This window comes from Ercella succinigenes (assembly GCF_900002895.1).
The window spans coordinates 36,261-50,599 of sequence record NZ_CDHP01000042.1; the positions used below are offsets into that span (position 1 = coordinate 36,261).

Sequence of the window (14,339 nt, forward strand, 5' to 3'; positions counted from 1 at the left end):
AATATATGTTTATAAATGCAATGGGATTGATTCTTGCCGATCATAAAAAAATTGTACTTGGTGATTTAAGTAAGCCGCGTGCGCTTGCGGCTATGCCTATAGGCGGAAGATATAGAATTATAGACTTTATGCTTTCTAATATGGTTAATTCAGGTATTACAAGTGTTGGTGTAATCGCCTTAAATAAATATAAATCACTAATGGATCATCTTGGAACCGGCAGCTCTTGGGATCTGGACAGAAAAAAGCAAGGGCTGTCACTTCTGCCGCCTTATATAAATTCAATTAATGTAGACAAAGGTGGAGAGATAGACGATCTTACGGGATTGCTTGATTTTTTCCAGTCAAACAATCAAAAATATGTAATAGTTTCTGACAGCAATATAATCTTCAATAGTTTACTTAATGAATTTGTAAACAAGCATGAAGAATCAGGTGCCGATATGACAATCATGTACAATCGTGATGGTGTTAAATACGGTTCTCCCAGTGTTATGCTCGATCTGGATCGTCGTGGTTATCTCAAAGATATGATGATTAATCCGGCAAAACCATCAACTACAAGATGCTCTATGGGTGTGATGGTTCTGGACAGGGAATTATTGATCGATTTGGTAAGTGAATCGATAGCCCGTGGTGAACATGATTTCTCAATTGACTATTTATTAAAAAAATATAGCAGTTACAAAATACGAGGGTTTGAGTACAAAGGCCTTACACTAAGAATAAATTCTGTTCCATCTTATTTTTCCGCTACTATGCGGCTGCTAGAAGACTCTGTCAGGAAAGATCTTTTCTGGTCTGGTCTGCCGGTATATACAAAGGTAAAAGATGAAGCTCCAAGCTTATATGATGAGAACAATATTGTCAGCAATTCAGTGATATCAGATGGTTGCAGCATAATGGGATCAGTTACAGACAGTATGCTTTTTCGTGGAGTGACAATATCTCGTCATGCTGTTATAAAAAATTGCATTATCATGCAGGATGTTCATGTTTCGGAAGCTGTAGAACTGGAAAATGTCATAATTGATAAAAACTGTGTGATCAGACCGGGAATTAAGCTGCTTGGACAAGCCGAATATCCTGTAGTTATCGGTAAGGGGGCAATAGTATGAAGATTCTTTTTGTTACTTCTGAGCTTGCTCCGCTTGCCAAATCCGGGGGCTTGGGTGATGTTGCCGGAGCCTTGCCTCAGAGCATAAAAAAAGCTGGTCATGATATCAGAGTCATTATGCCGTTATACAAGATCATAAAAGATAAATATGAAGATCAGCTTAAATTTATCCGCTGGTCAATGCTTAAGCTTGGCTGGCGCACTATGTACAGTGGCCTTTTGAGTATGGATTTCAATGGAGTGGAAATATATTTTATTGATAATGAATACTATTTTGGACATGATCAGCTATATATAGATTATTCCTTTGATATTGAAAGATTTAGCTTTTTCCAGCTGGCAGCAATTGATGCAATGGGTAAACCAATGAATTTTGAACCTGATATAATGCATCTTAATGACTGGCAGTGCGGTATGATCCCTTGCCTGCTTGATGCAAATTATAAACCATATGGACATCATGAGAATGTAAGAACTGTGTTTACAATTCATAATCTAAAATATCAGGGAATACATGGACGTGAAAGAATACTGGATTTGCTTGATATTCCTGAAAGATACCTTAATGATAACGGAATACTCAAAGATGGTGTGCCTAATTTTATGAAAGCTGCCCTGGTTTATGCAGATAGAATAACAACCGTATCTCCCACATATTCGAGGGAGATCATGATGCCGTATTATGGAGAAGGGCTTGATAATGTTCTGAATGAACAAAGCTGGAAACTTCAAGGTATATTAAATGGTATTGATACCGAAACATATAATCCCAAAACTGACAAGCAGATTGCAGAAAATTATGATGTTGATAATTGGCAAAAAGGTAAAACTGCCTGTAAGCTTGCACTGCAAAAAGAACTTGGTCTGAAGCAGGATCCGGATACACCTTTGATTGGTATGATTACAAGACTTGTAGATCAAAAAGGACTGGATCTTCTGATCAGAATTCTGGAAGAATTGTTACAGGAAAATATTCAGTTTGCTCTTTTGGGTACAGGCGATCCTGATTACGAAAATACTCTTCGCGAAATAGCCCAGAGGAATACAGATTCAATGGCTGCCTGCATAACCTTCAGCCAGCCTCTATCTCATAGAATATATGCAGGATCAGATATGTTTTTAATGCCTTCCTTGTTTGAGCCTTGTGGGCTGTCACAGATGATTTCAATGAGATATGGTACAATACCTGTTGTTCGTGAAACTGGTGGACTTATAGATACGGTAGAACCGTATAATCAGTATGAAGGAACAGGTAATGGTTTTGCTTTTGCCAATATAAACGCCCATGAGCTTTTGTTTACTGTAAAATATGCTTGCGAAGTATATCGTGAATCGCAGGAAGCATGGCAGTCAATGGTTTTACGAGCCATGGCCGGAGAATACTCCTGGGATAAATCGGCAAAAACTTATTTGGAGATGTACGAAGAATTACTTCGTGCAACAGGACAGGCAGGTAATTAATGTTTGCGACTCATAACAGCCGTTTGCTGGCATATCGTCAACCTTTTGGTGCAGTTTCTATCGATTCTGCAGTTCGGTTCTCTTTAAGAGTAGAGCCTCAGGGAGACAATGTTCAGTCAGTTTATCTATGTTATGCATACGGCTTAAAAACCTTTCACCAAAGCAGATTAAGACTTGAGTTGAAGCCTCTTTCTGCAGACGTGAAAACAGAGAAAGAAAATCAGTGGTATAAAGGTATTTGTGATATGCCCTCCGAACCAGGACTTTTTTTCTACTGGTTTGAAATTCATGTAAATAATACTAAAACATGGTTTACGGCAGATCTGGAAAAGTACGATGGTTCAGGTCGTTTTAGTCCGTCTGCCCCACAGTTTATGGCTGGTGATGGCATGACTCCGGCACCTTTTCAGGTAACGGTTCATCTTTCTGCTTTTTCAGTTCCTGCCTGGTTGCCAGGATCTGTCATGTATCAGATTTTTCCAGATAGATTCAAGCGTGACTCAGAATATTCTTATGAAAGAATGATTGAATCTGGAAATTACCCTGAAAGAATATGGCATAAAGAATGGGATGAGGATGTCGATTATCATGGTAAGCCTGATACCGGTTATATTGCCTGTGATTTTTTTGGCGGATCTATCAGAGGAATCATTGAAGAACTTGATTATATTGAGAATCTGGGAATTGAAATAATTTATCTCAATCCTGTATTCAAAGCTCGTTCTAATCACAGATATGATACGGGAGATTATGAAATAATTGATCCAATGCTGGGAACAGAGCAAGATTTTAAATCTTTGTGTCAGTTGGCTGAAAGCCGCGGTATCAAGATTATTCTGGATGGCGTTTTCAGTCATACCGGAGCAGACAGTAAGTACTTTAATAAATTTGACAGATATGACGTTCGTGGAGCATGGCAGGAAGCCATTGAACAGGAATCATCGGCTCAGGTATGTTCTAAATACTCCAGCTGGTATAGTTTCCATCGTAAAAACGAAGAGGTTTTCTACGACTCATGGTGGGGCTTTCCTGACTTGCCTGCTGTAAATGAACATGATTTATCTTATCGTCATTATATGACAGGGCCAGAGGGAATAATTAGATACTGGCTCAAAGCTGGTATATCAGGCTGGCGGCTGGATGTTTCTGATGAATTGCCTGATAGTTTTCTCAGGGATGTCAGAAGAGCATGTCTAGCAGAGAAAAAAGATTCATTTATCATGGGCGAGGTGTGGGAAGATGCCAGCCGCAAAGTAAGTTATGGCAAATACAGAGATTTCCTGCTTGGCAGAACCCATGACAATATCATGGGTTATCCATTTAGAAATGCTCTTTTAAATTGGTTGTCCGGACGCCATGACGCAAAACGCATGCTTAACGAGCTTGAAACTATAAGGGAGCATTATCCTGTTGTTAGTTTTTACAGCAGCATGAATCTTATCAGCAGTCATGATGTACCAAGAGCAATAACAGAGATTGCGGGAATTCCCGACCCTGGCAGCAGAGACGCTCAACAAAAAACAAAACTTTCTGATTCGGCAAGAAAAAGAGGTGAGCAGCTTCTGGCACTGGCGATAATGTTTCAGATTGCCTACCCGGGTATAGCCGCTATTTATTATGGTGACGAAACTGCTATGGAAGGCTACAGGGATCCTTTTAACAGAAGAACTTTCCCTTGGGGCAAAGAAAACAAAAAACTTCAGGCATGGTATGCAAAAATTGCCAAGCTGCGGAAAGAACTTCCTGTTTTAAAAACAGGTTATTATTCAGCTCTTTATGCAGAAGGTGATGTTTTTGCTTTTGAACGAACTCTTGATAATGAAAGCAAAGATGTTTTTGGCAATATACTCCCAGGAACTAAGCGTGTTCTAGCAGTATTTAATCGTAGTCAGCACAGTTCGGAAGTTAATATTTCAGGTCAGATCATTACATTATCTCCATATTCAGGGATAATAGAATTTGATGGTCAAAAAATAGAAAATCATTCTTGACAAGCCACCCGCAGATGCGTATAATTGCTCATGCTGATGCAAATTAGTTGCCTCAGAAAAACAATAAATGCGGCCATGGCGGAACTGGCAGACGCGCACGTTTGAGGGGCGTGTGGGAGACCATATGGGTTCAAGTCCCATTGGCCGCACCATCGAAAACACTTGAGGCTCTAGGGTCTTGGGTGTTTTTGTTTTCCTCAGGTACTAGATTTTATTTTTCAAAATACCTTGACGATATTGTATAAAAAGATCCATCTTCATATATAACGGGTGATTTTAGTTATCATCGATTTTCAGATAAATCTATACTTAGAATAAAATATAAGCTAAACAGCGAAAGACAATATGTTGTAGCTGAATTTGATTACATCGATGACTCCAATTCTGTAAGCAATTATCAAATTTGCTGTGTGGCATCCCTTGTCACCGATTGCCAAATTTGTAATTTGCGGTTATAGTATTTGGGTAGCGTCTGTTACAGTATTGTCTGTAGCGGTTGTTTTTTTATCTTTTAGTAGCGAATAGTAGCGATAAGCTTAAACTTTGACTATTAATACTGACTTTGATTTTTGACATGGTTTTGCTAAATTATTACAGGCTTTTGCTTTTTTAGATTTAGACATTTAATTTTGTAGTACGGAAGGACAATTTGATGCAGTATTTTATTCTTGGAACATTTATGTTTATTATGATTACGGTTGGTATTATTAGCAGCCGTAAGGTCAAAACTACTGATGATTTCGTGCTTGGTGGCCGTAAAATGGGACCATGGCTTTCTGCTTTTTCTTATGGAACGACGTATTTTTCGGCTGTTGTATTTGTAGGTTATGCCGGCAGATACGGTTGGTCTTTCGGTCTTGCTTCGACCTGGATAGGTATTGGCAATGCAATAATAGGCAGTTTGTTGGCCTGGCTTCTTCTGGCCGACCGCACCAGAAGAATTTCACATGCCTTGAATGTTAATAATATGGCTGATTTTTTTGGCAGGAGATATGAAAGTAAAGGACTTGAGAAATTTTCAGCTTTAATTATTTTTGTTTTTCTGATTCCTTATTCTGCATCAGTTTATCAGGGATTAGGACATATTTTTGTAAGGTTTTTCGCTGGAACTCCTTTAGAGCATCTGGAATTAAGTATGTTGCTGATGGCTGTTATCACAGCTGTATATCTATATTTTGGTGGCTATATATCGACTGCAGTTAACAGTCTTATACAGGGGATTGTAATGTTGTTTGGTACAGGCTATATGGTCTGGAAAGTTCTTGATATTGTAGGCGGTTATCAACAGGGTAAAATTGAACTTGCTGCTGAGCAGGTAGAAGGCGTAGCTTCAGGAGCTTTAGCTACTCCGCTGGGCGCGCAGCCCTTTGATTTGATGATTCTGCTGCTGATGACAAGTGTAGGTACACTGGGATTGCCTCAGATGGTTTCAAAATTCAAAGGTATACGCGACCGTAAGACTGCTCACAAGGCTACTATAATGAGCACTGTTTTTGCAATTATTATCGGTGGTGGTGCTTATTTCATGGGTGGTTTTTCCAGAATCCTTAATCATAAACTGAATCTGGGTTTTGAACAGGGTGATAATCTTGATACATTGATGCCATTAATTTTTGAAAATCTTCTTACACCTGAATTTTTGGCTGTTCTTGTTGTCCTGATGCTTTCGGCGTCAATGTCTACGCTGGCTTCGATTGTTCTTGTTTCTGCGCCTGTTTTCAGCAAAACTATATTGAAAAAAGATAATATGAAAATATTGCGTCTGCTTTCTATAGGCTTTGTTTTTGTTTCCTGGCTGGTTGCCGTTATTCCAAGTGCGATCGTAACTTTGATGGCTTTTTCATGGGGGGCGGTGTCCGGTTCATTCATAGGCCCTTATATCTGGGGGCTTTACAGTAAAAAAATAACTCGTTTCGGGGCAACGGCTGGTATGGTAAGCGGTCTGATGACTGTTTTGATCGGTGCGGCTGCAGCCTTTATGCAAAATTCTCAAACAGCTACCAGCTGGTCTCCTAGACTGGCTGTTCTGGCTATGGGTGTTTCATTATGCGTAACACCTCTGGCTAGTTTGATATCACAGAAATGGTCAAAAATACCTGAAGGAGCGAAAGTATTATGATCTGGAATTCAGCAGAAAAAATGAGTCGCAGTGAAATGAAGTCTCTGCAGCTTGAGCGTTTGCAGCAGGTTGTTAACAGAGTCTGGGATAAGGTTCCGTTTTACCGTAGTAAAATGGAAGAGATGGGAGTAAGACCTGAGCATATCAGGGAATTAAAGGATATCTCTCTTTTGCCAGTAACTGTGAAAAATGATTTGCGTGACCATTATCCATATGGTTTGTTTGCAAGCCCGCAGAAAGATATTGTTAGATTTCATGCATCTTCTGGTACTACCGGTAAACCAATTGTAGTTGGTTATACCAAAAATGATATGGAAGTATGGACTGATTGTTGTGCCCGTGTTGCTTCTGCTGCAGGAATTGGTGAAGATGATATTTGTCAGATTGCTTTTGGCTATGGCATGTTTACCGGTGGTTTCGGTATGCATTATGGTATCGAGAGAGTTGGAGCAACCGTTGTTCCCGCTTCCAGCGGTAATTCTGAAAGACAACTTATGTTTATGCAGGATTTTGGTACTACAGCATTAATTGCTACCCCTTCTTATGTGCTTCATTTATCCGAGGTTATGGATCAGGCAGGTATTACGCCTGATGATTTGAAACTAAAGACCGGCTTATTTGGCGGTGAAGGTCATACTCCGCAAATGCGTGAACTGATCGAACAAAAGTTAGGAATCGTGGATACTCAGAATTATGGTCTAACAGAATTATGCGGTCCTGGTGTTTCTTATGAATGTCTGGAAAACAAAGGCATGCACATAAATGAGGATCATTTCTTCCCTGAAATAATCGATCCTGCTACAGGAGAAGTTTTACCTGAGGGAGAACAAGGTGAACTGGTATTTACTACACTTACCAAAGAAGGAATACCTATGATACGTTATAGGACGAAGGATATTTCCAGACTGACTTCTGAACCTTGTGCCTGTGGCAGAACCAATGTGAGAATGGATCTGGTCAAGGGTCGTTGTGATGATATGATGGTAATCAGAGGAGTAAATGTATTTCCTTCACAGATTGAATCTGTTTTAATGACTGTTGAAGGAATCGGCCCGCATTATCAGATTATTGTTACTACGGAACACTATATGGATAAAATGGAAGTCCAGGTAGAATTGATTGATGGACAGAAGCTGGAAAGCTATGCCGGACTTGAAAGCCTGATTAATGAGATACGACATAAGATCAGAACCGTACTGCAGATAGATGTTAGAGTTACTCTGCTTAATCCACAGACCTTGGAACGGACTGCTGGTAAATCCAAAAGAGTTCTTGATAAGAGAGAAAAATGTTTTTGAGTTAAGGGTAAATGTTATAGATTGGAATTTTTTATGAAAGGGAACAGGTGAGTGATTTGAAAGAGATTTTACTTGGCAATGAAGCCATTGCCCGCGGCGCATATGAAGCCGGAGTCAAAGTTGTGTCGTCCTATCCCGGTACGCCTAGTACCGAAATAACCCAGGCTGTGTCAGGATACGAACGTATCTACAGTGAATGGGCTCCTAATGAAAAGGTTGGTCTTGAAGTGGCCATAGGAGCGAGTATAGCAGGTGTTAGAGCTATGAGCTGTATGAAGCATGTAGGTCTTAATGTTGCTGCCGATCCTCTTTTTACTGTTTCTTATACAGGTGTTTCCGGTGGTCTGGTGATTGTTGTTGCTGATGATCCAGGTATGCATAGTTCACAAAATGAGCAAGATAGCAGAAATTATGCAAGAGCTGCCAAATTACCAATGCTTGAGCCTTCAGATAGTCAGGAATGTCTGGATTTTACCAAAAAAGCTTTTGATTTATCGGAGCAGTACGATACCCCTGTTATGATACGTTTGTCAACGCGTATTTCTCATTCAAGAACTCTTACTCAGACAGGTGAACCTCTTGAAATCAAGCGCATTCCTTATGAGAAAAATATGCAAAAGAATGTCATGATGCCGGCGATGGCTATAAAAAGACATCCTTTTGTAGAAAAAAGGCAGGTTCAACTTGCTGCTGATGTAAGTGCGGACAAAGTTGAAGGCTTATACCAGATAGATGAAGGGTCATCTTCAATAGGTATAATAACCAGTGGTATAGCATATCAGTTTGTTAAAGAAGCAATACCTGAAGCAAAAGTCCTCAAGCTCGGAATGATTTGGCCGTTGCCTTTTGACCTGATCCGTAATTTTGCTGACTCAGTCGATCGCTTGGTTATAGTCGAAGAGTTGGATCCTGTGATTGAAAATGAATGTCGTGCCGCAGGTATAAAGTGCGAAGGCAAAGATCTGTTTTCTTTGTGTGGCGAATATAACCCGGTGATGATTCGGGAAGCGTTGAGTGATAATCCCCAACCTGTATCGGCTTTTGACCAGTCAGCTTTACCTTTTGCACCTGGCCGTCCGCCTGTAATGTGTGCCGGTTGTCCGCATAAAGGTCTGTTTATGGCTCTTAACAAACTCAAGGCAATAGTTAGCGGAGATATTGGCTGCTATACTCTAGGTGCTCTTAGTCCTACAAGTGCGATGGATGCTTGTGTATGTATGGGTGCTTCCGTAAGTATGGCACATGGTATTGATAAAGCCACAGATAACGAACTTTCTAAGAAAACTGTTGCGGTTATAGGTGATTCAACCTTCCTTCATACAGGTGTCAATGGTCTGATAAACAGTGTTTATAACAGCAGTCAAAGCACAATAATTATTCTTGATAATTCTATTACAGGTATGACCGGACATCAGCAGAATCCCTCTACCGGTATGGATATACATCTGCAGCCTGCACCTGTTGTTGATCTTGAGGCTCTTTGCAGCGCGATTGGTGTTAAATCAATCCGTGTTATAGATCCGGCGGATACCGCTGTCTGCCGCAAAGAAATTGCTGCAGCGATGGCTGAGCCTTTTGTCTCTGTTATCATTGCTCGTAGGCCATGTGCACTGATCCCTACAGGTAAAGGTACTCCTGAACAGGTTGTAAGCCTCGAAGAAGAAACATGTAAACGCTGCGGAGTATGTCTCAAAATTATGTGTCCTGCACTTACTAAGGGCGCCGAGGGATATCCGGTTATAGATCCGGTGACCTGTAATGGCTGTAACCTTTGTGTAAGGGTTTGTCCTTTTGATGCTCTTAAAGCTGGTAAAGGGGAGGTAAAAGTATGAAAAAATCTCTGAATATAGTTCTGGCCGGGGTAGGTGGTCAGGGAACTCTGGTTGCAGGAAAGCTTTTTGGTTTAATTGCCGCCCGTCTGAATCTTGATGTCAAAGTATCTGAAGTGCACGGTATGGCACAAAGAGGCGGCAGTGTTATAACTTATGTAAGAATTGGTGAAAAGGTAAATTCTCCTGTAATTGAACCGGGAGTCGCAGATTTTATACTTGCTTTTGAGGAACTTGAAGGAATGCGCTGGGCATATCTTCTGAAACAAGGGGGAACCTTGTTCATGAATACCAGGCGTACTATTCCTATGCCGGTAGCGATGGGACAGGCTGAATATCCTGATAACATAGTTGAGTCCATAGAGGAACTGGCCGACGAAGGTACTAAAATATATGCTTTTGACGCACATAAAATTGCTGCGGAAGCAGGTAGTGTAAGAGCCGTAAACTTTGTTATGACAGGAGCATTGTCAAAACTGACTGATATTGATCCTGAGATTTTCAAGCAGGCTATAGAAACACTCTTTGCAAATAAAAATCAGAAATTTGTTGAAATAAATCAACGTGCTTTTGATCTTGGTTCTGCTATAATAGAATCAAAATGACAGGAGGTTGAGACTATGCTGGTAAAACAGATATCGGTATTTCTTGAGAATAAATCAGGTCGTCTGGCAGAGGTGACAAAAAATCTGGGAGAGAATAATATTGATATTAGAGCTCTCTATATTGCAGATACGACGGAATATGGAATTCTGCGTATGATTGTTGATCAACCGGAAGCTGCATTGAAATCTCTGACCGACAATGGCTTTACTGTTAGTTCTACCAATGTCATAGCCATTGCAGTTGAGGATCACCCGGGAACTTTGGACAAAGCACTGGAAACATTAAGTGAAGGTTCCATTTCAGTAGATTATCTATATGCTTTTGTAGGACGTTCATCCAGTGATGCTATCGTAATTATAAGAGTTGAAAATCCCCAGCTTGCACTGGATAAGCTGGAGCAGACAGGTATCCGTGTGCTGTCAAGCAAGGAGGTATACGGAACTTGAGTTTTACCGCATATAATCAATTTGGTATCAGCAAAACCGTCTATGATCTGTCGGAACAGATTTTACAGGCGGTTTTGCCGGTATTTAAAAAGCTTGAAAATATTAAAATGGAAAATCAGCTGCGTGTGATCAAATCAATGCAGGAGGCCGGTGTATCAGAGAGTATGTTCGGCGGCACTACTGGTTATGGTTATGATGATACAAGCCGCAGTCAAATAGAGCAGACATATGCATTGGCTTTTGGTGCCGAAAAGGCGCTTGTTCGTATTCAGATAAGTGCAGGCACACAGATTCTCTCTCAATGTATGTCAGCACTTTTAAGACCGGGTGATGAAATGTTGTCTGTCACCGGTTCGCCTTACGATACTCTTAGACAGACAATAGGTATGGATAATGAGCATGGCACCGATACAGGTTCTTTAAGAGATTTTGGCATTAAATATAAGCAGATTGAATTAACTCCTGCAGGCTTTCCTGATCATAAGGCAATAACCTCTGCAATCAGTGAGAAAACGAAACTTGTATTTGTTCAGAAATCAAGAGGATATACTACAAGAAGGTCGTTGCTGTCTGATGATATTGAGGAAATTGTTAAAACGGTAAAAGCCAAATCAGAAAAAATCATAGTTCTGGTTGATAACTGCTATGGTGAATTTGTTGAAACAAAGGAGCCTTGCATGGTTGGGGCTGACATATGTGCCGGGTCTCTTATAAAAAATCCCGGTGGAGGCATTTGTCCTTCCGGTGGATATGTGGCTGGTCGTCAGGATCTGGTTGAGAAGGTTGCCTCAAGGCTTACTGCACCAGGTTTGGGCAGTCATGTGGGACCAACCCTGGGTTTTTCCAGAATTATTTCGCAAGGTTTTTATCTTGCTCCTCATATTGTATGTGAAAGCTTAAAGGGTGCAGTATTTGCAGCAGAAATGTTTAAACAGGCAGGATTTAAAACATATCCGGCAACTGATGATGTTAGAGGAGATATTGTTCAAACTTTAGAGTTTGGTGATCCCGATGCACTTGTACATTTTTGTCAAGCTGTTCAGCAGGCTTCTCCTGTTGACAGTTTTGTAAGACCTGAACCTTGGGCAATGCCTGGTTATGACAGTGAGGTAATAATGGCAGCCGGTGCTTTTGTGCAGGGATCATCGATTGAACTTTCGGCAGATGGTCCTCTTAAGACTCCTTATCCGGCATATTTGCAAGGTGGATTATGCTTTGAAAATGTCCGGTTGGCTTGCATGATGGCTTTGCAGAAAATGGAGAAAACTGTGTGAAAAGAAAAAATTCACCATTTTCAGATAGTGCAAATAGAACAAACCGAGGATACAGTCAAAACGACAGACTGAGAACCGGCTCTTCTAATGGTGCCAACACTAATAAACGAAGAAAAGGCACAGTTGATAATTTAAGCAAAAAAAATAGTTTAAAAAGGCCTGTTCTTGAACCCCGTACTGCAACTGATGTTGAAAGGCTAATGCGTATTGAACGTCGTAAAGCCAGAAATCGTGCTATTGGTATGTCAATTCTGGTAGTTTTCATTATGCTGCTTACAACAGTAATGATTATCCTTGTTATGAACAGAACAAAACCAAGACCTCGTTTTATGTTTATTCAACATGGTACTGTTGAGCATACTGTTCAAAGTACAGGCCTTATAATCAGAGATGAAACAGTATTTAACGCTCCTGCTTCAGGTATTGTTAAACCTTTAGCAACTGAGGGCAGCCGTATATCAAGAGGGCAGAAGGTTGCTTTGATAATCCCGGCCAATCAGGAGGATAAAATCAAAGAACTGCAAAAATATGAACAGGATATTGTAGATCTGCAGATTGAACTTATGAATAGTGGTAAGGGAGCAGGAGCAAGGGCTATTTATGATGAAACAAATGCAGCAATGTCCTCAGTTATAAATCTGATTCGAAGCGATATAACAAGAGATGATCTTTCGGGAATTTCTAATTATTCAACCTCATTATCTGTATTAATTGATCAGAGAAGCACAAAGCTGTTGTCCGTAGATTTCAGAGATTCCAGAATTGATCAGCTGAAAAACAGTAAAGCCCAGCTTGAACTAAGTCTTGGTCTTGATTCAGGTACTTTGATATGCCAGACTCCCGGAATTTTGTCTTTCCAGCTTGATGGTCTGGAAGCAGAATTAAATACGACTTCAGCTATGACAGTAACACCGCAGCAGTTTGATGATTACCTGAATAAAAAAGCTGATTCGCAAAGACTATCGGAAATAGTAGAAACTGAAGACCCGGTTTTAAGAATAACCGGCAGTTTGAATCAGGTACTTTTATTTAAGCTGGAGAATACATCAGCTGATAATTTTGAAGTCGGTGAGTATTATGACCTTTCAATACCTTCTGATGGCATAAGTATTCCTTCCTGCAGAATTATAAGATCTGATCAGACAGGTGATGATCTTATGCTTGCTTTTGAAACAGATAGAAGAATTGAATGGTTTTCCGACCGCCGAAGTATTGAAACAGAACTTATTCTTTCGAGTACCGAAGGAATGAAGGTTCCGATGGTATCTCTGATTGATTTTAATCAATCAGCAAAAACAGCCGAAATAATGATTGTATTTGATGGCTTTACACGAATTTGTCCGGTAAAAATAATTGATCATGACAGAGATTATGCAATAATTGAAGCTATTGAATCAGCACAGTATAAACCGGAAATTTCAACTATTCTGGTTGTTAATCCATTATCGATCGGGGAAGGTGAGTTAATTGCAGATTAAACCAGACATTGATCAAATGAAAAGCAGACTCGGAATTATACGAGATGAAATTATGCAGGCTGCAATTGATTGCAATCGAAATCCTGCAGAGATAACTCTTATAGGTGTTTCCAAATTTTTTCCGCCGGAATATGCACAGGCGGCAGTTTCTTTAGGACTGAAGGATCTTGGTGAAAACAGGGTTCAGGAAATGATAGAAAAAATAGATGTTCTGGAACAAATGGGAATGAAACCCAACTGGCATCTGATAGGCACTTTGCAAAAAAACAAGGTCAAATATGTTATTGGGAAAGCACATCTGATTCATTCTGTGGATAAGATATCTCTGCTTGAAGAAATAAATAAATGTAGCGAAAAAAAGAACATTGTCACTGATGTTCTTTTGCAGGTAAATATTTCAGGTGAGCAAACAAAGCACGGTTTTATTGCTTCTGAACTTTGTGAGAATATTGAAAATTTTTCTAAGCTTGCTTTTGTCAGGATAAGGGGGCTTATGACAATGGCTCCTATAATGTCAGATCCCGAACTTACCAGACCAATATTTACAGATACAAAAGAATTGTTTGACGAGCTTAGGCTTAAATATAACAACCGTAATTTTTCTCATTTATCAATGGGGATGAGTCAGGATTATCGCCAGGCTATTGCCTGTGGTGCAACTCATGTCAGAATAGGTACAGCTATTTTTGGTTCTCGTATCTAGTAATTCCTGTAATAAAA

Annotated in this window: 11 protein-coding genes and 1 tRNA gene; all 12 read left to right on the top strand. The window is 40.0% G+C overall.

Translation table 11 applies throughout. From position 1 onward, the window contains the following. Nucleotides 1–5: 5 nt before the first annotated feature. The gene (gene glgD, locus AC0KSB_RS10080) at nucleotides 6–1,118 is read left to right on the top strand and encodes a glucose-1-phosphate adenylyltransferase subunit GlgD (RefSeq protein WP_472308864.1); all 1,113 of its coding nucleotides are present in this window, start codon (nucleotides 6–8) and stop codon (nucleotides 1,116–1,118) included. Continuing rightward, on the top strand, nucleotides 1,115–2,578 hold the full coding sequence (gene glgA, locus AC0KSB_RS10085; RefSeq protein WP_472308866.1) for a glycogen synthase GlgA: 1,464 nt from the start codon (nucleotides 1,115–1,117) through the stop codon (nucleotides 2,576–2,578). The genes glgD and glgA overlap by 4 nt, the downstream gene beginning before the upstream one ends. After that, on the top strand, nucleotides 2,578–4,569 hold the full coding sequence (locus tag AC0KSB_RS10090; protein WP_472308868.1) for a glycoside hydrolase family 13 protein: 1,992 nt from the start codon (nucleotides 2,578–2,580) through the stop codon (nucleotides 4,567–4,569). The genes glgA and AC0KSB_RS10090 overlap by 1 nt, the downstream gene beginning before the upstream one ends. Nucleotides 4,570–4,638: 69 nt before the next feature. Then, a tRNA-Leu gene (locus tag AC0KSB_RS10095) sits at nucleotides 4,639–4,721 on the top strand. A 500-nt stretch (nucleotides 4,722–5,221) separates the two neighbouring features. Continuing rightward, entirely contained in the window at nucleotides 5,222–6,688 is a 1,467-nt protein-coding gene (locus AC0KSB_RS10100; protein WP_472308870.1) for a sodium:solute symporter family protein, read from the top strand. Next, nucleotides 6,685–7,986 (top strand): phenylacetate--CoA ligase family protein, encoded by a 1,302-nt coding sequence (locus tag AC0KSB_RS10105; protein ID WP_472308872.1) that lies wholly within the window; start codon nucleotides 6,685–6,687, stop codon nucleotides 7,984–7,986. Before AC0KSB_RS10100 ends, AC0KSB_RS10105 begins: the two co-directional genes overlap by 4 nt. A 56-nt stretch (nucleotides 7,987–8,042) precedes the next feature. Further along, the gene (gene iorA, locus AC0KSB_RS10110; protein ID WP_472309012.1) at nucleotides 8,043–9,818 is read left to right on the top strand and encodes an indolepyruvate ferredoxin oxidoreductase subunit alpha; all 1,776 of its coding nucleotides are present in this window, start codon (nucleotides 8,043–8,045) and stop codon (nucleotides 9,816–9,818) included. Further along, nucleotides 9,815–10,420: an indolepyruvate oxidoreductase subunit beta gene (locus tag AC0KSB_RS10115; RefSeq protein ID WP_472308874.1), complete on the top strand. Its 606-nt coding sequence runs from the start codon at nucleotides 9,815–9,817 to the stop codon at nucleotides 10,418–10,420. Before iorA ends, AC0KSB_RS10115 begins: the two co-directional genes overlap by 4 nt. 15 nt (nucleotides 10,421–10,435) lie before the next feature. Then, a complete protein-coding gene (locus AC0KSB_RS10120) occupies nucleotides 10,436–10,867 on the top strand; it encodes an acetolactate synthase (RefSeq protein WP_472308876.1) in 432 nt (143 codons plus the stop codon). Beyond that, nucleotides 10,864–12,141 carry a methionine gamma-lyase family protein gene (locus AC0KSB_RS10125; protein WP_472308878.1) on the top strand — a complete coding sequence of 426 codons (1,278 nt, stop codon included), beginning with the start codon at nucleotides 10,864–10,866 and terminating at the stop codon, nucleotides 12,139–12,141. Before AC0KSB_RS10120 ends, AC0KSB_RS10125 begins: the two co-directional genes overlap by 4 nt. After that, the gene (locus tag AC0KSB_RS10130; RefSeq protein WP_472308880.1) at nucleotides 12,138–13,619 is read left to right on the top strand and encodes a biotin/lipoyl attachment domain-containing protein; all 1,482 of its coding nucleotides are present in this window, start codon (nucleotides 12,138–12,140) and stop codon (nucleotides 13,617–13,619) included. The genes AC0KSB_RS10125 and AC0KSB_RS10130 overlap by 4 nt, the downstream gene beginning before the upstream one ends. Then, on the top strand, nucleotides 13,609–14,322 hold the full coding sequence (locus tag AC0KSB_RS10135) for a YggS family pyridoxal phosphate-dependent enzyme (RefSeq protein ID WP_472308882.1): 714 nt from the start codon (nucleotides 13,609–13,611) through the stop codon (nucleotides 14,320–14,322). The genes AC0KSB_RS10130 and AC0KSB_RS10135 overlap by 11 nt, the downstream gene beginning before the upstream one ends. The last annotated feature ends 17 nt before the right edge of the window (nucleotides 14,323–14,339 follow it).